The sequence below is a fragment of the Paenibacillus sp. J22R160 genome, assembly GCF_059692135.1.
In genome coordinates this window covers 652,476-672,141 of the sequence record NZ_JCAUAU010000003.1, presented here as the reverse complement: position 1 = coordinate 672,141, position 19,666 = coordinate 652,476, and the positions used below count along the sequence as shown (strand labels likewise).

Below are 19,666 nucleotides of genomic sequence, written 5' to 3'. Positions count from 1 at the left end.
CTTTCCTATACTTTCCAGAGAAGAGGCGGGGTTTCGAGATGGTTGAACCTTTGTATGAGATTTCAGTGAAATGTACGTATTGCGACAATTCCTTCAAATCGATGAAGGTTCGTCCAAGCTTCAAAAAAGCGATCAAAACAGACGCGGATTTCTGCGTTCATTATAAGGACATCAACCCTGATTACTACATCGTGAGGATTTGTCCTTACTGCGGTTATGCGCATACAGAAAACTTTTCAGATATATGGAAGCCAGCTCAACGCGAAGCCTTTCATGAGAAGATTGCCAAGAACTGGACGATGCGCAGCTTTGGCAGTGAACGAACGTGGGAGGAAACGCTGCATACTTATAAGCTGGCGCTGGTCAGCGCGCAAATTAAAGAGGAGAAATCTCGCGTTGTAGCAGGACTACTTCATCATTTGGCGTGGCTGTACAGATACAAAGGCGATTGGGAGCAAGAGAAGCGATTCTTGACTTTTGCCTTGGAAGCATATGTTAGCGTATTTGAAAATGAAGGCATGGATCTGAATAATGCAAGACTGATGTTTCTGATGGGCGAACTTAATCGCAGATTAAGCCGTTATAATGAGGCAGTCAAGTGGTTTTCACGCATCATTAATGACCGTAAGATAATGGATTCCGGGATGATTCGAGCAAGCCGCGAACAATGGATTATAACTCGCGAAGATATGCTCGCCATTCGTATGGAACTGCCGGACGAAATGAAACAAGCTTCCGTATAAAATGAAATGAACGCTTGACTATGTCATGTGGTGATTGCTTGATTGCGATCCCTTGCATAGTTAAGCGTTCATTTTTTGGTCAAGCTCTGGGAGTTGGCGGTAGTGGGTGAAACGATTTTTTCCTTGACGTTTGGATTCATAGAGGGCTTGGTCTGCTTCATAGATCATTTGGGTCAAATCAGCTTGGGGTAACTTCGCGGTAGAAATACCAATAGAGATGGTAACTGGTGTTGTAACGATTTGGTTTTTGTGCTCGAAGGCTTGGGCAGCCAAAAAGCAAAAATACTGGGCATATAAGCTAAGTCTAATTGGATCTATCTCTGAACTGAGAAGAATGAACTCTTCACCGCCGTACCTTGCGAGATAATCCTCTTCATGGATATGGTGACGAAGAACATGGCTAATTTCTCTTAGCAGTTGATCTCCCTCCAGATGCCCGAAGAGATCATTATATTGTTTGAAATTATCCAAATCGATCATCATGATAGACATTTGTCGTTTATTGAGGGCTTCGTTTGCAATGGGCATAAAGCTGCGCAGATTAGGAAGTTTGGTTAAGCTGTCTTGATTGGCTTGGAGCTCCATCTGGCGTTGTAAGCGCCAACTTTTATTCTCATCATTCACCATAATGATGAGCGTAATGAAAGTGGCTGAAATGATGACCAGCATGAAAAGCTGATCACCGGCATAATGCCAGGATAATGCGTTTATGAACAGTCCATGAATCAGGAGGCGCAAGAGAAAGACATAAGTGCATATTTGGAGCCCGTGACGAATAGGAATGTCCAAGAAGCCTGTGCGGTATTCTTTATTGTGAAATAGGGAGCTTATAAGCGCAGGGGCGAGCAAATCTTGTGCGATGTTGAACCAAGCATGGTTTTCATGCGAAATGAGGCTGAAACCCGCCGGTAAGACGGATGACAGAAGGGCAATCGGCATTCCGTAACGCAAGCCGGCCATGAAGATGGGCAAGGAGCGTAAATCAATCAAACCGAGCGGCTCAGGCAGGGGTTCGAGCATCATGATCATACAAGCAAGACCGGTGAGCAAAGGCGCAAGAAGCTGCTCGAAGGAATCGGTCAGCATCTTGCTACGAACTTTCATAGCCACGTAATTCAGTGTGACTAACGTGCATGCACTTGTCAAAGGAACGAGATACTCATTCATAGGAACTCTTTCTACTCCTCGCGCTTGAAAGCTACGTTTGTTTCGTTCGTATAGCGGTGTCCGCCAATAAGTAATCGCGGTCTGTGTCAACGAGCGTCAGCTTGTTATGACAGCAAGGAAACACAAGCAGCTTTTTTTTGCCTTCATGAATGGATTTCAGTTCGTGGACTTTCAGCGGCAGCAGCACATTGGAGCTATGGCAAAAGGGACATTCGGCCACATAAACGTCCTTCATTACAATGTCATAAGGCCAAGTGTTGGCAAAAGGAAACAGCACAGCCTACTTCGATTCCGGATCGCTTTTTTCCGAAGTGGAAGTTTTCGCGAGCTCTGCTAATTTTTGAAGTAAAATATGTTGTGGCATATGCATGAGATGTTCCAAAGGTACTTTAAGCTGCTCAGCCAGTTTGACGGCTGTTTCTGGAGAAATTTGTAACGGTTTCATAATTGTTATCACACCATCCTGTTCCGATTTATTTTGCAGGAACTTTATTTTATTGAATCATACTTCTTACCTATAAGCAATCAGTAAGATTACGATGATTGCTCCTGATAGACCGTTTATGATTTAATAAAAGAAGGAAAGGAAAGGTGATAGCTTTGCTTCATTTACCTCTTAATCAAACGTGGAATTTAGAAACTTTTTTTCCTGGTGGAAGTGAGTCTCCTGCCTTCGCAGCACATCTGAAGGAGCTTCAAGCTTCGATTGCGGCTTTCCAAGAGCAGGTGCGGAGCACACCATCGCCGCAGCAAGCTGCAGATACGGATGGTCTTGCGAAGCTGGTTGAATTGTTCCAGAGCAATTTGAAAAATATTCACGAGGCTGATTCTTTTGTAGGTTGTCTACTCGCCGATAATCAGAAGGATAAGAAAGCGCCTGTATTGAATGGACAGGTCAAAAGCTTGTACGCTGAGCATCTGTCGTCACTCACGCATTTTGACCAAGTACTGACCGGTATTCCGGATGGGGTTTGGTCGGAGATTCTGAAGAAAGCGCCGTTCCAATCGATCGCATTTCCGCTAGATGAACGCCGTGCCCTGGCGCAAGAAAAGCTGCCGCCTGAACAAGAAGCATTAATCAATGATTTGGCCGTAGACGGTTATCATGGGTGGGGCGACTTGTATAATTCTACCGTAGGTCAATTCCGTATGCCTGTGGAGGTTGACGGTGAGACGGTTGAACTTTCGGCTGGCCAAGCGTTTAATAAGCTGCATACAGAGAACCGTGAAGAACGGCTTGCTTTGTTTGAGAAATGGGAAAATGCCTGGACGGATAAGGAAGATTACTGCGCAGAGGCACTAAATCATTTGGCCGGATTCCGCCTTCAAGTGTACAAATATAGAGGCTGGAACAGTATACATAAAGAGCCGCTTGCGATTAATCGTATGGAAGAGAAGACGCTGAATGTAATGTGGGAGGTCATTGACCGCAATAAAGCGATCTTCGTCCAGTACTTGAACCGAAAAGCGAAGCTGCTTGGCGTCGAGAAATTGGCGTGGGTGGATGTCGATGCACCGCTGGGCGATTCCTCCAAGAAAATTTCTTATGATGAAGGCGCAAGCCTCATTATTGAGCAGTTCGAGCGCTTCAGTCCGAAGCTGGCAGCCTTTTCGGAGCAAGCCTTCGAGAATCGCTGGATTGAAGCTGAGGATCGCGCTGGGAAACGTCCAGGCGGCTTCTGTACATCGTTCCCAGTCGCAGGAGAGACACGTATATTCATGACTTATGGCGGCACGTTGAACAACGTCTCAACGCTTGCTCATGAGCTAGGCCACGGCTACCATCAGCACGTCATGACGGATATGCCGGCGCTTGCTCAGGAGTACGCTATGAACGTCGCGGAAACCGCGTCTACGTTCGCAGAGATGATCGTTGCTGACGCTGTTGTGAAGAGTGCTTCAACGGACGAAGAGCGCATCATTTTGCTGGAAGACAAAATTCAACGGGCTATCGCGTTCTTCATGAACATTCATGCGAGATTCATTTTTGAAACGAACTTCTACGCAGAACGACGTCAAGGACTCGTGAGTGTGGAGCGTCTGAATGAGCTTATGGTGGATGCACAGAAGGTTGCTTACCAGGATGCACTAAGCAGTTACCATCCGCATTTCTGGGCGGCAAAATTGCATTTCTATGCAACGGATGTGCCTTTCTACAACTTCCCTTACACGTTTGGCTATATGTTTAGCGCCGGTATTTATGCGAGAGCTGTGCAAGAAGGCGCGGCTTTCGAAGATAAGTACATCTCTCTGCTGAGAGATACGGGCAGCATGAACGTGGAAGAGCTTGCTCAGAAGCATCTTGGTGTTGATTTAACTGAGCCTGACTTCTGGCAAAGCGCTGTGGACATGGCGGTTCAAGATGTGAAGGAATTCATGAGGCTGACAGAAGCGAAAGTTCAGGTTTAGAAAGAAAAGGGGATGTCCTGGAAGTAGATAATATCTACGTCAGGACATCCCTTTTGTGATGATAAGATTAAACTTACAGCTTAAACACCTGAATGGTTTGTTGTAATTGTGTGACGACGCGCGTCATTTCCTCAGCTTGCGTGACGATGCCTTGGACGGTAGCAATCTGTTCGTTCATGGATGCGGAAACTTCTTGCGTGCCTGCAGCGGATTCCTCCGTAATTGCCGAGATGTTCTCCATGGCAGCAGCAATTTGCTCGGAGCTGACAAGCATTTGTTCGCTTTCTTCCGCAAAGCGGTTAATTTCTTCCGAGATGAAACCAACGCTATCTACAATCTGTGAGAATACTGTTTCCGTTTGATCGATAAGCACGGTTTGCTTTTTTACAACATCTTCGTTAACTTGAATGCTGCGAATCGCTTCCTGGATACCCTGCTCGATGCTCTTCACAAAGCCAAACACTTCACGGGTAAGGGAAGTGGACTCCTCAGCAAGCTTGCGCACCTCTTGCGCGACGACTGCAAAACCCCGGCCGTGCTCGCCAGCTCTGGCGGCTTCAATGGATGCGTTGAGGGACAGCAGATTCGTTTGTTCGGCAATCTCCGAAATGGAGCGGGTTACGTTGTTGATGCCAGCCGCTTGACGGGCCAACATGTCAATGGTTTCGGAAACCTTCTGTGTAACTTCCACATTTCGCTTCATGCCGACGCCTTGGCTTTCAACGGAAGTACGTCCCTTTTCCACTAGAGTCATCATTTGATCTGAGCGATCTTTCATTTCTTTTGCAGAACCTGCATAGTTGACGATCTTCACTTCTATGTCTTTGGTCGTAATAGATACACCGGATACCTCTTCTGAAATTTGACCGGCACCTGCAGCTAATTCATGAGCCGAAATGCTTACTTGTTCCAGGACTGTGCGGAAGTTTTCGTTTTTGGAGTAAATATCGCGGCTTGTTTGGAAGACTTGCTTGGAAATAGAGCCTGTATCGCGAAGAATTTCACGAAGCTTATCAATCATTTGGTTGAAGGATTGGCCAAGTTGACCCAGTGTATCGTCGGAAGTTACCGTCACTTTCTGAGAGAAGTCGCCTTTGGAAATGTTGAGTGCTATGCGGGATAGGTCGGCCACAGGCTCAGTCAATTGGTTTTCGAACCACTTAATGAAAGGGTAGCTTAACGCGAGAAGAAGAAGAAGAAAAATAATTCCTAGTAAGCGGTTCCATTCTGACGAGAAAGCTAAAACTAGCAGAAATACACAGTTCAAACCGATTAACCCATAGCAGCCCAACTGTAATTTCTTTCTAAAAGATAAGGTTGACATTTTATCCAAATTGACCGACTCCCTTGCGAAATTTGTAATGTATGCAGGAATAATGGACTATGTTTGAAAATTATAACATTGAATCTGGAAATATTCTACACAAATTCGACAAAAATCGTTCGTATTCGATTCATACTTGGGATCTACATAAAGGAAGTATTAAGAATAGTGAAAATTGTAAGAATATTTAAATAAATTGTTGAATTATGTAAATTATATGGATATAATAGGTCTACAGTCGTAATTTACATAATAAGTAAAATTTTAAAACTTAAGGAGGAAGATGATGAGTTTGGATCAGATGTCACTTGCAAGACAAATCGATTTGGTGTTTAGAAGGATTAAGGATGAGTTATCCCATGTAAGTTCAGGTACGGTGTTTGTGCATATCAGGAATAATGAAATAGGTAAGTTCGGAGTGAAGCATCTCCCGTTTGAAAGTAAGGACGGCGTGCTCCCAGAGACTACGGTTAAAGGACTCACGGAGGTCCAGTATCAATCTTTTCGTCAGATGGGGCTTGAATCTTTGAAGCGAAAGAAAAGTTGGACACATGGTGAAATTTACTTTGATTTTACGGTTAGACAAGGAATACTGTCGGCAAGCATCACATTTGAAACCAATTATAATATGGCTAGCTTAGCCAAAACGATTTAGCACTTATCTTATATATAGCAACACCCCCGGTCATGTTGATGACCGGGGGTGTTGCTTTATTAGACTGTTAACCGCGATTTCTGCTGCGATACAAGACAAAGATAAACAATGGAGCACCAATGGCAGCTGTGAAAACACCCGCGGGAATATCGAGCGGTTTGAATACGAATCTACCTGCCAAATCGGCGAGAAGTAGGAGTAAGGAACCAGTTAACGCGGAAACAGGAATAAGTGAACCGAAGCTGGGTCCTACAAACTTGCGAGCAATATGTGGAGCCATGAGCCCGATGAAGTTAATGGCTCCTCCGAATGCGACAGCAGCACCTGACAGAGCCACGCTCAAAATGATGAGTAGAAAACGCTGACGCTGCACGCTGCTGCCCACATTGCGGGCAATGTCTTCGCCTAAGGATTGCACCGTAATATGACGCGCATACAAAAAGATAATGGGGATCAGCACTGCTACCCAGGGAAGAAGAGGGTAGACAGCCTTCTGCCAAGAGACACCATAGATGCTCCCTGTCATGAAGGTAAGTGACTGATTGGCAAGAATGATCGGTCCCGAGATCATCATCAGATAGGAGAGTGCGCTCATCGCGGCCGTGAATCCTGTACCGATAAGGACCAGACGGAGCGGGGTAATCCCATTTTTCCATGAAAGAGAGTAGACCACCAAAGTGGCGATGAATGCGCCGAGAATGGCGGCAACAGGCAGCCAGTGAATGCTGAGTTTATCCGAGAAAAAGAAGAAAAAGGAAACCGCTCCAAGTGTAGCTCCACCTGTAGAACCAATCGTATCCGGCGAGGTTAGCGGGTTACGAACGATCCCTTGCAGGATGGCTCCGGCAACGCCGAGCGATGCACCGATTAACACGGCGACAATTACCCTAGGCAGACGCAGAGATCTCACAATCATGTTGCTGGGATCAGTCCCGTAGCCAAAAACGGCACGTACAACCTCAATAGGCTTGATATAAATGCTGCCGATTCCTGTACTAAGAATCATGACAATAATGACGGCTAGAAGTAATACCAGAGATACAAGGACAGATTTCTTGCTGACCCTATAGGAGAAGCTTTTGTTTCGAATCGTAACATGTCGATTGGAATGACTCATTTCAGCAGTCCGCCTTTGCGAGCGATGTAAATGAAGAAGGGAACTCCGAGAATAGCTGTCGTTACGCCAACATGAACTTCCTTGGGCATAACGATGAAACGGGCGATGACGTCAGCGCCAACAAGCAAAATACCGCCTAGAATCGCGCTGTAGGGAATGACCCAGCGATAATCGATTCCCACGAGGAATCGGACGATATGCGGGATGATGATCCCGACAAAAACAATCGGGCCTGCGACGGCGACGGAGCCTCCAGCCAATAGGACGATAACGACTGCAGTAATAAATTTTACGTAGATCGTGCGTTGTCCGAGCCCTTTAGCTACATCATCTCCCATGGACAGGATGTTGATGTGCGGTGCAAGTAGAAATGCCCCGACCCATGCAATTAAGATATATGGATAAACGGATTGGAGCATGGACATGGTCCTGCCTTCAACGGATCCAACAAGCCAGTAGAGGACTTGGTCAAACGCTTTCCCGTTTCCTAGCAAAATGCCTTGAGTAAGCGAAGCAAAGAAGGCTGTCATCGCTGAGCCCGCTAATGTAATTTTCATCGGAGTTAAGCCATCTCTGCCTAAGGAGCCAAGTCCGTATACGAGGGCTGAGCTCACAGCAGCGCCAAGAAAAGCGATCCATGTGAACTGTGAAAGACTAGACACATTGAAAAATCCAACAGACAACACGATGGCAAAGGCTGCGCCTGAGTTAATGCCAAAAATACTTGGCGATGCGAGCGGATTTCGTGTCATTGCTTGCATAAGTGCCCCTGCAACAGCTAGGCTTCCGCCGACGAGTGCGGCGATTAACGCTCTCGGAATTCGAACCGTTTGAATAATGATAGCTTCGTTCGAAGGCGTAGTGTAATGATCAAAAGATTGCATAACCTGTGTCCAGGTATAGTTATGTAGACCGAACCTGACGCTGCAAACCATCATCACGGCAAGCACGATGAGTGCCGCTAGTAGCCCAATACCTTTGTACAAAGGATATAGACGTTCGTTGTTGGTATAATTCATAGATAATTGCCTGCTTCCTTATTAGATGCTTCGTTTATTTTAATGAGAAAGGCAGGGGAAGTCAACGATTTTGAGAATCATTATCAATTTTGATTGACAGAATTATCGAGAGCGAGTACCATGTATTGTAGATAATGATAATCGTTATCATCAATTGAATGTGTGGAGGGAACAAAGTAAGATGTTTGGAAAAAGTAGACAACTAAAAAGAGCTTGGGCTCTTGTTGCCATTATGTTTGTAGTATCCATTGTTTTAGCTGCATGTGGTGAAAAGCCTAGCGCGCAACCAGCATCATCTGCATCCGCATCACCGCAAGGAGCTGTTAAGTCCGATGCTCCTCGTACGATTAAACATGCGATGGGGGAAACCGCTGTACCTGCTCAGCCGAAACGAGTTGTTATTTTGACGAATGAGGGAACAGAAGCCCTTTTAGCTCTTGGAGTTAAGCCAGTTGGTGCCGTTGAATCTTACTACGGAAATCCATGGTTTGACCATATTAAAGCGGATATGCAAGGTGTAACAACAGTTGGTGGAGAATCACAGCCAAACTTGGAGTTAATCGCATCTTTGAAACCAGATTTAATCATCGGTAACAAAATGCGTCATGAGAAAGTGTACGACCAACTTAAAGCAATTGCTCCAACGGTTTACTCGGAGACATTACGCGGTGAGTGGAAAAGCAACTTCTCGCTGTATGCCGATGCACTTAACAAGAAAGCAGAAGGCGACAAAATTATTGCAGACTTCGATAAACGCGTTAACGATTTCAAAAGCAAAGCTGGCGATAAGCTGAAAGAGAAAATCGCTGTTGTCCGCTTCATGGGCGGTAAAACGCGTTATTACTATGGAAACATGTTTACTGGTGTTATTTTCCAACAAATCGGTTTCCCGCGTTCGGATCCGAAAAGTGATGAGAAATCGTTTGAAGATATTACCAAAGAGCGTTTGACTGAATTAGATGCTGCAGACCGCGTGTTCTACTTTACATACGAGCTTGGCGATGGTAAAGGAACGAAGCAAGAGCAGGAATGGATGAACGATCCGCTTTGGAAAAACCTCAAAGTTGTGAAAGACAATAAATTAGTAAAAGTTAATGATGCGACATGGAATACAGCTGGCGGTGTGAAAGCAGCTAATCTAATGCTAGATGATCTGTACAAGATTTATGATGTAAAACCTTAATAAATGAGGGGACTGCTTCTTGTGGGCAGTCCTTTTTTGACCTAAAATGTAAGGTCTATGTTGCATTTTATACAACAAAAAGGCTAGATTTGATTGCTTAACTGGTCTTTCATTGCACAAAATACAATCATATCTACCGGAATGGCGCTATGGGGGCAGCTTATAGCTTAACTGATGTATAAAGTACAATATAGAGGTGTATGAATGCCCTTTTCCAGCTAAATGGTTGCACAAAATACAACATATAACGCTGTTGCCATGCATTCCGTACATGCAGCAGAGGGATGTTAACACTTGCAAGTGCTGACAGTAGTAATACTCTCTTAGCCTGCTAATTTCGTTCCAGACGCAAAAAGGAGGGCTTCCTTTCAGTAGCCTAGCTACTTGAAGGAAAGCCCTCTCTTGCTTAAGTATGGAAGAGATGTTATCTGCTAAATCTGTTAGCGCTGCCGCCTGCTAGCTGTTGTTCAGCAATTTGAACGAGGCGACGTGTGATGCTGCCCCCAATGGAGCCTGTATCACGGGACGTCATGTAGCCATAGTAACCGTCTTGAGGAATCTGGATACCTAGTTCTTGAGCAACTTCGTATTTCATTTGATCCAAAGCTGCTGTAGCTTGTGGAACAACTAAAGAGTTGCTGCTGCGAGATTGTCCTGCCATCTGATATCACCTCCAGTAATAGGTAGTATAATCTCTTTTGTAAAATATACTCATTGATTTTACTGGAAATTTTCGGCAGTATTTTGGAAAGCGGAAAAGCAAGATTGGACAGTCTTTGTTATAATAAGAAAAGCAAAGGGAGAACGGAGGCGTAATCATGTTTGAACTATCTATAAAGGGCTGGTCCCTTGATAAGGACTTACAAATCATTCAGGCGGATGTCCGCATGGCGGTGGACGACAGCGTTATTATAGAAGAACCGCTATGCGTCGATGTAGGGCTCCCTGCGCTTCTGTATAGTGCGCTGTATGACACGGAGCCGAATCGATTTGCACCGCCGGATCAATGGGAGCAGATGCCATTCTTTGTATGCGGCTGCGGAGACCCGGAGTGCAGGGGATTTTCATTCGTTGTTCATCATTTGCCGGAGGAACAAATACAGCTTATCTCGGTTGAAGAGCGAACGAACGGCACGTACCGCGAGCTTGAGACCCACAACATACCGGCCGATCGCTACAGGAAAGAGGTCCTAGAGATCGGGGAAACCTATTTGGCATTTATCAAAGGGTTGGATTATAAGCCCTATTTTGCTGACACGGTGAAAGTAGTTGAAGGGTTGGTACATCAATTACATCAACAATGACGGAGTGAATAGGATGGCAGCAGTGAAATATTATGTCGTTTGGGTGGGGCATAAGCCAGGGATTTATCGATCGTGGGCGGATTGTCAGGCGCAGACAAAAGGATTTCCGCAAGCGAGGTTTAAATCGTACGAATCCGAGGCGGAAGCGCGTCAAGCCTTAGAAAAGGGCTGGCAGAAATCGCTGAATTTCGGAGGGAAGGCTGGAGCGTCGTCTACCTCGGCTTCCGGCAGTAAGTCGGCTACCCCTGAGACAGCTCCAGAGGTGGACTACGACAGCCTGTCCGTGGATGTGGGCTGCTCCGGGAATCCAGGGATTGTGGAGTACAAAGGAGTCGACACGCGGACGGGAGAGATCCTTTTTTACCAAGGTCCAATTTCCAAGGGTACGAATAATTTGGGCGAGTTTTTGGCGATCGTGCACGGATTGGCGTATTTGCAAAAGCAGGGCAGCGGCAAAACCATTTATACCGATTCCGTTACAGCTTTAAGCTGGATTCGCAAAAAGGAAGTTTCGACCAATTTAGTTCGGGACGCTTCAACAGAAGAAATTTGGACGTTGGTTGACCGAGCGCTGAAGTGGCTTCGGACCAACACCTACACGAATAAAATCGTGAAATGGGATACGAAAAAGTGGGGAGAAATTAAGGCTGATTTTGGCAGAAAATAATCTCTTGCTTTTACATTGACGCGTCAGTACACTAAAGGAAGAAATTTGACGAAAAGTGTGATATGATAGATTCAATGTTTTTACAAAAGAATTGTAATCTAGGAGGAATAGAGAATGGCTCATCCAAAACAGCGTAGCGACATGATTAAAAAAGGATTCGACCGCGCTCCGCACCGCAGTTTGTTGCGCGCAGCTGGCGTTAAAGAAGAAGATTTCGGCAAGCCGTTTATTGCGGTTTGTAACTCTTATATAGACATTATTCCTGGACATGTTCATTTGCAAGAATTCGGTAAGCTGGTGAAAGAAGCGATCCGTGAAGCGGGCGGCGTTCCTTTCGAGTTCAACACGATTGGTGTTGACGATGGTATCGCTATGGGGCATATCGGTATGCGATATTCCCTGCCAAGCCGTGAAATTATTGCCGATTCCTTGGAAACGGTCGTAAACGCGCATTGGTTCGATGGTCTTATCTGTATTCCTAACTGTGATAAAATTACGCCGGGTATGATCATGGGCGCGCTTCGCGTTAACATCCCTACGATGTTAGTCAGCGGTGGCCCAATGAAAGCCGGTAAAGATAAAAACGGTAAGTCCATTTCCCTGTCCTCCGTTTTCGAGGGCGTAGGTGCTTTCCAAGCAGGGAAATTGGATGAAGCGGGTCTAGAAGAGCTTGAGCAATACGGATGTCCCACTTGCGGATCTTGTTCCGGTATGTTCACAGCGAACTCCATGAACTGTTTGGCAGAAGGTCTAGGCCTTGCAATGCCAGGTAACGGTACAATCTTGGCAGTTGCCGAAGAGCGTAAGCAATTCGTGAAAGACTGTGCGAAACAGCTGATGACTTTGATCGAAAAAGACATTAAGCCGCGTGATATCGTAACAATTGAAGCGATTGACAACGCGTTTGCACTTGATATGGCGATGGGCGGTTCCACGAATACAGTACTTCACACTTTGGCTATCGCTGCTGAAGCAGGTATCGATTACCCGATTTCCCGTATTAACGAAGTGGCAGAGCGCGTTCCTCACCTTGCCAAAATCGCTCCAGCTTCCGATTATCACATTGAAGATGTACATTTAGCCGGCGGTGTTAGTGCGGTTATTAATGAGCTTTTGAAAAAACCAGGAGCTTTCGATGGCGATCGTCTTTCCGTTACTGCACAAACTATTCGTGAAAACGTAGCTGGTTGTGAAATCCAGAATACAGACGTCATACGTCCGTTAAGCAACCCGCACAGCGAAAGAGGCGGACTGGCTGTTCTGTTCGGAAACCTTGCTCCTGAAGGGAGTATCGTTAAAGTCGGGGCGGTAGATAAATCCGTTGGCGGGCGCCACGTAGGTCCTGCGATCTGCTTTAACTCCCAAGATGAGGCGCTCTATGGCATTGCTAATGGCAAAGTTAAAGAAGGCCACGTTGTTGTAATCCGTTATGAAGGGCCAAAAGGCGGACCTGGTATGCCGGAAATGTTGGCACCTACCTCTCAAATCGTAGGTATGGGTCTAGGCGCGAAAGTTGCCTTGATTACAGACGGACGTTTCTCGGGCGCATCCCGCGGTATCTCCATCGGCCATATGTCTCCAGAGGCTGCTGAAGGCGGACCACTTGCTTTCGTACATGATGGCGACATTATCGATGTCGATATGGATGGCCGCAAAATCAATTTGCAAGTCAGCGATGAAGAGTTAGCGAAGCGCCGCGAAAGCTGGACAGAGTTCCAACCGAAAATCCAAACCGGATATTTGGCGCGTTACACGAAAATGGTAACGAATGCGAGTGCCGGAGCTATTTTGAAATGGTAAAATAATAAAAGGCCAGGGCTTATAGCTCTGGCCTTTTTTGTGTGCTTTTAAAAAAAGAAATGCATAAATAGCAAGGAGCCGGTCAAAACCGTTACCGCTACAACAAAGGAGAGCGTAAGCACGAAACGGGCTTTAAAGATGGATAGTAGCATCAGTGTGCTTTTGACATCGATCATCGGGCCGAAGACTAGGAACGCCAGCAGGGAGCCAGGAGAGAACGTCTTGGCGAAAGAGGCGGCTACGAAGGCATCCGTTGTGGAGCATAACGAGAGCAAGTAGGCAAAGCCCATCATAAAGACATGCGAGATGAATGTCCCCTGACCGATGGCTGATAAGCTGTCTTGGGCGACAAAAGTTTGGATTAGTGCGGTCAAGAATGCGCCGAGCATTAAGTATTTGCTCATCTCAAACAGCTCGGATGTGCCGTGGCTGAGCATGGTTGCTAACCGACTGTCACCGTGGGAGTGGTTGTGGCCGTGGTCGTGCTGATGAGGATGGTCATGCGTATGGTCATGGTGATGATGATGATGATGATGATGATGGTGTTGGTGATGGTCATGATCATGATCATGGTTATGCTGGCCATGCTGATGCTCATGCGTATGGATATGCTCAGCCGCATGCGCACCATTGGCGTGGCGCAGCGGGCTGCTTTTCAAAAAACGCGTCAACAGGAGACCGATAATCAGCGCGACACCGAAGGTAAGCCCCATGCGCGAATAAGCCATTTCCGGCGCGCTGCGGAAAGCCATGAAGGTAGACGCGAACACGATCGGATTCAGAATCGGTCCGACGAGTATGAAAATAACGGCAATGTAGACGGGCATGCCTTTGCGCATAAGCCGGCGAACGAAAGGTATCATGCCGCACTCACAGAGTGGGAACATGATACCCAGCACACAGGCGAACAGGATGCCGCCAAGCGGATGCTTGGGTGTCATACGCCGGATGAATGCCTCCGGGATGAAGTTTTCAACGACGGTGGAGAGCAGGACGCCCATGAACATAAAGGGCAGGGCGTCGAGGAAAATGTCCATAAAAGCAGCAAACACATGCTTGATATCATTCCGGATCAGCCCCATCGGCGGAAGCTCTCTCGTCGCTAGAATGAGGATGAGAAGACATGCGCAAATCACCGTGGAGATGGGAAGACTCCACCGGTATAGTGTTGATGACAATTCATTGACACCCCTTTGTCCATTGATGATAGAATCGTATGTTATCTATCCTATGTCCATGCAGGGAAAGATAGGACAAAGACCTTGGTTGACAATGGAAAGTCAAGGTGTATAATTATATAAAATCAATAAGCGATGACAGGAACAAGTACGTTTGTTTCCCGTTTCTCAGAGAGCCGGTGGTTGGTGCGAACCGGTGAAACGAGCAAACCGAATGGATCCTTGAGCTTGAGGCTGAACACAGTATGAGGTTGCCGGAACCTAGGCCGGAAGAACATCCACATCTGACAAGTATGCCGAACGGCTGCTCTCCGTTACAAGAGCCTGAAGGTCTATGCGGCATTCCTATGCTCATACATGGACAAATTAGGGTGGTACCACGGTCTCTCGTCCCTTGCGGGGAGAGGCCTTTTTGTTGTCTTTTTTTAACTGTACAAAAGCTAATTTAATGATGAATTCGGAGGGATTTTCACAATGAAACGAGTATTATCAGGCATGCAGTCCAGCGGCCAGCTGACAATTGGCAATTATATTGGTGCTCTTCGCAACTATGTGAAGCTGCAGCATTTGCACCGCTGCTATTTTATGGTGGTGGATATGCACGCGATCACGGTGCCGCAGGACCCAGCAGCACTTAAAGAACAAACGGAGTCGATCGCTGCGCTTTACATTGCGGCGGGACTAGATCCGAATAAGGCCTCCATCTTCCTGCAATCCCATGTTCATGCACACGCGGAGCTCGGCTGGATCATGACGACACTGACGCACATGGGCGAGCTTGAGCGCATGACGCAGTTCAAAGATAAATCGGAAGGCAAGGAATCCGTTGGGGCAGGCCTCTTTACGTATCCATCCCTCATGGCGGCAGATATTCTCTTGTACAATGCCGATCTGATCCCGGTTGGGGACGACCAGAAGCAGCATTTGGAGCTTACTCGCGATTTGGCTAACCGTTTTAACAACCGTTTTGGCGATATGTTTGTGATGCCGCAGCCTTATATGCCTGAGATTGGCGCAAGAATCATGTCACTAGACGATGCTTCAAAGAAGATGAGCAAGAGCAGTCCGAATGCAGGCAGTTACATCGCCATGCTGGATGAGCCGTCTGTTATCCGTAAGAAACTTAGCCGTGCAGTGACAGATTCTGGCCGTGAAGTGAAATATGATCCGCAGAACAAGCCAGAGGTTAGCAATCTAATCTCGATCTATTCCCATTTTGCTGAAATGAGTGTAGTCGAGATTGAAGCGAGATATGATGGCCAAGGTTATGGACCGTTCAAAAAGGATCTAGCTGAGCAGATCGTGGCAGTCCTTGAGCCGATTCAACAGCGCTATCAGGAGATTCGCCGTTCGGGTGAGATCTTTGATATTTTGAAAAAAGGTGCGCAAGAGGCTGCTGAGGTCGCGAACGAAACCTTGCTTGAAGTGAAGAAACGGATGGGCTTCGTGGTCATCTAAAAGAAAAGCGAAAAGAGCTCAAACAGCGGTTATAGCTGTTGAGCTCTTTTTTTGTGGAGCCGTGGTGGTTACGGCCGGGAATTTCTCTTGCGAATCTTTGCCTTAACGGCAAAGCCATAACCGATAAAGCCTAATGCAATGATCGTACAGACGAGAATCATCCAAGGCTGCCGGAGTGCGATAAATAGGGAAATGGAGGCAAGCAGAAGCGTGCCGACTAAAGCGAATAAAAGCGCGAGCGGTTTACTCATGAACGTGACCTACTTTCTAGAAGTTTGAACGGTGTATTCTTATTTTAAACTTTTTTGAACGATGTGCATATAAATTCATTTCCTCCACATACTATGTTTGCAAGCTTGCAAATACATCAAAGATCATAGCTGACTGAAAGGAGTCTGATCCTTATGGCACAATCTCGTAACAGCAACACTTTGGCAGTTCCACAAGCTACAGCAGCTCTAAATCAATTGAAATATGAGGTAGCTCAAGAACTGGGCATCCAAATTCCTCAAGATGGTTACATGGGCTATATGGCTACTCGCGATGCAGGTTCAATCGGGGGTAACATCACTCGTCGTCTAGTGCAAATCGCTGAGCAATCGTTGGCTGGTCAATCTGGCTTCCGTAGCTAAGAAGCGATAACCCGTTATTAGTTTTTCCCGATTGTTGTAATATAAAAGCTCAGGGGTCTAAAAAACCTCTGGGCTTTTTTTGTAGAAAATAAATGAAAAAAGACGCGTACTTGCACGCGTCTACATCTTAATAAAGATCTACTCGAAGCTTCTTTTCTAGTCTGGTGTCGTTGACCCAGCCTACGTAAGAATCGAGCGTTTTGAAATTGTGGTCCATATGGATGACACCTACGAATGGGTATTGCTTGCGATGGCGATAGCGCACATCCGCCCATCTGACTTCGTAACCCCAACGATGTTCTTTCACTTCCGCACAGGTGAACGATGAGAAGTACAGCAAAGCCTGAATGTCTTCATGCTTCTTGGAAGCTTCGACGGCTGGGTGGTCCTCACATCTCACGGTATCTAACCATTTCAGCTTGGAATTCTTAAGCTCGCCCAGTTGGAAGGTACCGTCTGCTCTTCTTTTTACGACATTCCAGACATAGAGGTTGAATGTTACAATAAGTGTGTATTGATCGCCATGCTGGAAAGTCGGATCTTTGCGGTAAAGACCTTTTTCTACAATGTAATGGTCAAGGGTGCGCCAAATGTAGTAAAGGGCGATGACGCCATATAAGGTTGGGAAAACAAGCTTTGGACTTGCCACGTGGAAGGACCACATGAAGATAGCAGCAATGTGACTGGAAAAGATAAAGGGATCAAAGATGTGAATAATGTTCCACGATACCCACTTTTCAGAAAAAGGCCGAATCGCTTGTGTACCATATGTGTTGAAACAGTCGCTGAAAACGTGAAAACAAACCGCGATCCCTACCCACATTCCTAGATGCAGCAGAGGGATTCCGTGAAAGAATAGAGCAAGTGCCCCAGTGATCAATAGCGTCCAAAGCAGTAAAGCTGGCAAAGAGTGGGAGCGACCGCGATGATTACGGATATACGTGGCATTGTTCTTGAAACGAAGCAGCCCGTCCACATCCGGAATCTGTGAGCCGATAACGGTTCCGATGAAGACAGCAGTCGTAGCGGCTGAATCCGCGGAAACGCTGGGATCAATCTGCGACAGTCCTGCTAACCCTAAGCCAATAACAAGATGTGTACCTGTGTCCAAGTGGGTTTCTCCTCCTAAGGTCAATTTCCGTCTTCTTATTAGTTTACCATTTTGGAGCAAAAAATAAATCAGAGGGAGATCTAAAAATGTCTAAAGTTTTTGTAGAGTATGCCATAAATCCCGAATATCGGGAGTCTTTTCTCATCTATATGCAGGAGTGGCAGGAGCGGGAAGGGCGTTTGGAGGTATTGGAGGGAACGGATCAGCCAGGGCTTTTTGTAGAAATTTGGAGTGATGTGAGTCGTGAAGAGTATATCCATTTGAAGGAAGAACGATTACAGCAAGCCGGGGGAACAGGGGGCGACCAAGCAGCGTGGGAAAAGTGGGTGAAAGGCGGCTTAAGCAAACTGCATATATGGCATTTTACACCTATTATATAAAAAAAGAAAACCGCTGCCTTGGTTAAGGTTAGCGGTTTTGTGGAGGTAGAGCATTCGTTTTATCTTCTGCTGCCATAGGGATAGTAGTAATTTAATTCTTCGTCGAATGTAATGTAGTCCAGATTCACCATAAGCAGTAAGTAGCGCATGCCTGTAGCCGGATCACTGATGATGATATGGTCGCGTCCTGCTGCTTCCAGCTTGCCTTTGAAAATTTTGGCATTCCATTGCGAGTTATTCTCGTATGTCATGTAAAGTGTAGCCATCTTGCCAAGATTGAGCCGCAGAATATTCTCGATATAAGATTCTTCCATCGGTAGGCCGGGCACGTTTACACCCGTTTGCAGGCCAGATCCTGTAGGTGGCAGTGTGGAGCCGCTAGGCTGCATAGGAACCATTTTGTTCGTAATCGCTGTCGGAACTGGGTAGGCTGGGTATGGACTTCCGCCGAATGTTGGCATTTGCGCTTGATTGCCAATTTTATAAGGGTTATTCAACATAACTGTAAATCCTCCTTGGAGCTTTCCTTGTGGAAGCTTTCTTCTTGTGAAGCATACACCTCATCATATTGTGCATTCGCCTATTTGGTGACTGATTTCCCCGTTCATCTGCAAAATAAAAAAGCTCCGAAAGGGAGCTTAGTTCAGTAAAAATTTATATCCGACACCCCAGACCGTTTTGATATATTTCGGTTCTTTCGGATCGGTTTCTATTTTTTTTCGAAGGTTTGCGATATGTACATCTATGGCGCGCTCTGTAACATAGGAATCGAAACCGCGGACCCGGTTGAGCAGCTCCTCGCGGCTGTATACACGACCTTGATTTTGCCATAATAGCTTCATAATCTCAAATTCGGAGAAAGTGGTCTCAATCAATTTGTCATGTACAAAAAGACACCGTTTCTCGAGATCCAGGTGGACGACCTGATTGGTTGAGGTATCGGCTGCAGTGGCTGCTACCTGGGCAAAAGCGGTTGAGCGCCGCAGTAAGGCTTGTACCCGTGCGGCTAGTTCCCTCATGGAGAAAGGCTTGCATAAATAATCGTCTGCTCCCGTTTGCAGACCCTTGATTCGGTCGGAAACTTCACTTTTAGCTGAAACCATGAGAATAGGAATAGTGGAAGCAGTTCGGAAGTAGGTGCAAAGCTGGATTCCGTCAACATCAGGCAGCATGATATCAAGAACAATGACATCAGGATTGAAATCCCGGAATAGGGTTTCTCCCTGACGGCCGTTCTCCGCCCGCATGACTTGATAACCTTCTTCGTACAAATAAATGGACATCATTTCACCAATGCTTAGATCATCTTCAATAATTAAAACTTTAGACATAAACGTTCCCCTCCTTTTCCTTCAAAAGGCTCGGTGCTCGATATGCCGGACGCAACAATCGATCCTATATGTAACATGTTATCATTATCCATTTTGTGCCGTCCAGTTTTAAGGGAATAATTCATTTTCTTTCAGAAAAGAAAAAGGAAGCTGGATGGTACTTGATGCCTAAAGATTAGGTCAAGTAG

Annotated in this window: 22 protein-coding genes and 1 other annotated feature; of the genes, 10 read left to right on the top strand and 12 right to left on the bottom strand. The window is 46.2% G+C overall.

Annotated features, from left to right (window positions below; all coding sequences use genetic code 11):
• Nucleotides 1–38 precede the first annotated feature (38 nt).
• Nucleotides 39–743: a DUF2225 domain-containing protein gene (locus AC58UW_RS10105; RefSeq protein WP_497420533.1), complete on the top strand. Its 705-nt coding sequence runs from the start codon at nucleotides 39–41 to the stop codon at nucleotides 741–743.
• Nucleotides 744–803: 60 nt separating this feature from the next.
• On the opposite strand, the gene AC58UW_RS10100 is transcribed toward AC58UW_RS10105, so the two are convergent.
• Genes AC58UW_RS10100 through AC58UW_RS10090 form a run of 3 tightly spaced genes read right to left on the bottom strand, consistent with a single transcriptional unit; the run spans nucleotide 804 to nucleotide 2,355 of the window.
• Nucleotides 804–1,910, bottom strand: coding sequence for a GGDEF domain-containing protein (locus AC58UW_RS10100; RefSeq protein ID WP_497420532.1), 1,107 nt, complete (start codon nucleotides 1,908–1,910; stop codon nucleotides 804–806).
• Nucleotides 1,911–1,941: 31 nt separating this feature from the next.
• A complete protein-coding gene (locus tag AC58UW_RS10095; RefSeq protein ID WP_497420636.1) occupies nucleotides 1,942–2,184 on the bottom strand; it encodes a hypothetical protein in 243 nt (80 codons plus the stop codon).
• A 6-nt stretch (nucleotides 2,185–2,190) separates the two neighbouring features.
• On the bottom strand, nucleotides 2,191–2,355 hold the full coding sequence (locus AC58UW_RS10090; protein WP_497420531.1) for a YycC family protein: 165 nt from the start codon (nucleotides 2,353–2,355) through the stop codon (nucleotides 2,191–2,193).
• Between the two features lie 146 nt (nucleotides 2,356–2,501).
• Here AC58UW_RS10090 and AC58UW_RS10085 point away from each other — a divergent pair, with 146 nt between their 5' ends.
• Nucleotides 2,502–4,319 carry a M3 family oligoendopeptidase gene (locus AC58UW_RS10085; protein WP_497420530.1) on the top strand — a complete coding sequence of 606 codons (1,818 nt, stop codon included), beginning with the start codon at nucleotides 2,502–2,504 and terminating at the stop codon, nucleotides 4,317–4,319.
• A gap of 73 nt (nucleotides 4,320–4,392) precedes the next feature.
• Here the strand turns inward: AC58UW_RS10085 and AC58UW_RS10080 are convergent, their stop codons facing one another.
• Entirely contained in the window at nucleotides 4,393–5,643 is a 1,251-nt protein-coding gene (locus AC58UW_RS10080) for a methyl-accepting chemotaxis protein (RefSeq protein WP_497420635.1), read from the bottom strand.
• A 286-nt stretch (nucleotides 5,644–5,929) separates the two neighbouring features.
• Here AC58UW_RS10080 and AC58UW_RS10075 point away from each other — a divergent pair, with 286 nt between their 5' ends.
• Complete coding sequence (locus AC58UW_RS10075) at nucleotides 5,930–6,298, top strand: O-methyltransferase (protein ID WP_497420529.1); 369 nt, start codon at nucleotides 5,930–5,932, stop codon at nucleotides 6,296–6,298.
• A gap of 67 nt (nucleotides 6,299–6,365) precedes the next feature.
• Here AC58UW_RS10075 and AC58UW_RS10070 read toward each other — a convergent pair whose 3' ends face one another.
• Entirely contained in the window at nucleotides 6,366–7,415 is a 1,050-nt protein-coding gene (locus AC58UW_RS10070) for a FecCD family ABC transporter permease (RefSeq protein ID WP_497420528.1), read from the bottom strand.
• Nucleotides 7,412–8,434: a FecCD family ABC transporter permease gene (locus AC58UW_RS10065; RefSeq protein ID WP_497420527.1), complete on the bottom strand. Its 1,023-nt coding sequence runs from the start codon at nucleotides 8,432–8,434 to the stop codon at nucleotides 7,412–7,414. Before AC58UW_RS10065 ends, AC58UW_RS10070 begins: the two co-directional genes overlap by 4 nt.
• Nucleotides 8,435–8,615: 181 nt before the next feature.
• Here AC58UW_RS10065 and AC58UW_RS10060 point away from each other — a divergent pair, with 181 nt between their 5' ends.
• Complete coding sequence (locus tag AC58UW_RS10060) at nucleotides 8,616–9,617, top strand: ABC transporter substrate-binding protein (RefSeq protein WP_497420526.1); 1,002 nt, start codon at nucleotides 8,616–8,618, stop codon at nucleotides 9,615–9,617.
• A gap of 424 nt (nucleotides 9,618–10,041) precedes the next feature.
• Here AC58UW_RS10060 and AC58UW_RS10055 read toward each other — a convergent pair whose 3' ends face one another.
• On the bottom strand, nucleotides 10,042–10,278 hold the full coding sequence (locus tag AC58UW_RS10055; protein WP_127453012.1) for an alpha/beta-type small acid-soluble spore protein: 237 nt from the start codon (nucleotides 10,276–10,278) through the stop codon (nucleotides 10,042–10,044).
• A gap of 157 nt (nucleotides 10,279–10,435) precedes the next feature.
• On the opposite strand from AC58UW_RS10055, the gene AC58UW_RS10050 reads away from it, so the two are divergent.
• The 3 genes from AC58UW_RS10050 (at nucleotide 10,436) to ilvD (ending at nucleotide 13,388) form a co-directional block, all read left to right on the top strand.
• Nucleotides 10,436–10,921 (top strand): hypothetical protein, encoded by a 486-nt coding sequence (locus AC58UW_RS10050; protein ID WP_497420525.1) that lies wholly within the window; start codon nucleotides 10,436–10,438, stop codon nucleotides 10,919–10,921.
• 13 nt (nucleotides 10,922–10,934) lie between these two features.
• Nucleotides 10,935–11,588, top strand: a complete 654-nt coding sequence (gene rnhA, locus AC58UW_RS10045) for a ribonuclease H (protein ID WP_497420524.1) — start codon at nucleotides 10,935–10,937, stop codon at nucleotides 11,586–11,588.
• A gap of 114 nt (nucleotides 11,589–11,702) precedes the next feature.
• Nucleotides 11,703–13,388 carry a dihydroxy-acid dehydratase gene (gene ilvD / locus AC58UW_RS10040; RefSeq protein ID WP_497420523.1) on the top strand — a complete coding sequence of 562 codons (1,686 nt, stop codon included), beginning with the start codon at nucleotides 11,703–11,705 and terminating at the stop codon, nucleotides 13,386–13,388.
• A gap of 47 nt (nucleotides 13,389–13,435) precedes the next feature.
• On the opposite strand, the gene AC58UW_RS10035 is transcribed toward ilvD, so the two are convergent.
• The gene (locus AC58UW_RS10035; protein WP_497420522.1) at nucleotides 13,436–14,566 is read right to left on the bottom strand and encodes a permease; all 1,131 of its coding nucleotides are present in this window, start codon (nucleotides 14,564–14,566) and stop codon (nucleotides 13,436–13,438) included.
• 126 nt (nucleotides 14,567–14,692) lie between these two features.
• Nucleotides 14,693–14,964, top strand: a binding site (T-box leader).
• A gap of 76 nt (nucleotides 14,965–15,040) precedes the next feature.
• Between AC58UW_RS10035 and trpS the strand changes: the two genes are divergently transcribed.
• Nucleotides 15,041–16,024, top strand: coding sequence for a tryptophan--tRNA ligase (trpS, locus tag AC58UW_RS10030; protein WP_497420521.1), 984 nt, complete (start codon nucleotides 15,041–15,043; stop codon nucleotides 16,022–16,024).
• Between the two features lie 68 nt (nucleotides 16,025–16,092).
• On the opposite strand, the gene AC58UW_RS10025 is transcribed toward trpS, so the two are convergent.
• Complete coding sequence (locus AC58UW_RS10025) at nucleotides 16,093–16,275, bottom strand: DUF5325 family protein (protein ID WP_497420520.1); 183 nt, start codon at nucleotides 16,273–16,275, stop codon at nucleotides 16,093–16,095.
• A 153-nt stretch (nucleotides 16,276–16,428) separates the two neighbouring features.
• Here AC58UW_RS10025 and AC58UW_RS10020 point away from each other — a divergent pair, with 153 nt between their 5' ends.
• Complete coding sequence (locus tag AC58UW_RS10020) at nucleotides 16,429–16,656, top strand: alpha/beta-type small acid-soluble spore protein (protein ID WP_477498664.1); 228 nt, start codon at nucleotides 16,429–16,431, stop codon at nucleotides 16,654–16,656.
• A gap of 127 nt (nucleotides 16,657–16,783) precedes the next feature.
• On the opposite strand, the gene AC58UW_RS10015 is transcribed toward AC58UW_RS10020, so the two are convergent.
• Nucleotides 16,784–17,767, bottom strand: coding sequence for a metal-dependent hydrolase (locus tag AC58UW_RS10015; RefSeq protein WP_497374526.1), 984 nt, complete (start codon nucleotides 17,765–17,767; stop codon nucleotides 16,784–16,786).
• 86 nt (nucleotides 17,768–17,853) lie between these two features.
• Here AC58UW_RS10015 and AC58UW_RS10010 point away from each other — a divergent pair, with 86 nt between their 5' ends.
• A complete protein-coding gene (locus AC58UW_RS10010) occupies nucleotides 17,854–18,147 on the top strand; it encodes a hypothetical protein (RefSeq protein WP_497420519.1) in 294 nt (97 codons plus the stop codon).
• Between the two features lie 59 nt (nucleotides 18,148–18,206).
• On the opposite strand, the gene gerQ is transcribed toward AC58UW_RS10010, so the two are convergent.
• Both gerQ and AC58UW_RS10000 read right to left on the bottom strand, forming a co-directional pair.
• The gene (gene gerQ, locus AC58UW_RS10005; protein ID WP_497420518.1) at nucleotides 18,207–18,647 is read right to left on the bottom strand and encodes a spore coat protein GerQ; all 441 of its coding nucleotides are present in this window, start codon (nucleotides 18,645–18,647) and stop codon (nucleotides 18,207–18,209) included.
• A 138-nt stretch (nucleotides 18,648–18,785) separates the two neighbouring features.
• Nucleotides 18,786–19,478 (bottom strand): response regulator transcription factor, encoded by a 693-nt coding sequence (locus AC58UW_RS10000; protein WP_497420517.1) that lies wholly within the window; start codon nucleotides 19,476–19,478, stop codon nucleotides 18,786–18,788.
• Nucleotides 19,479–19,666: the final 188 nt, after the last annotated feature.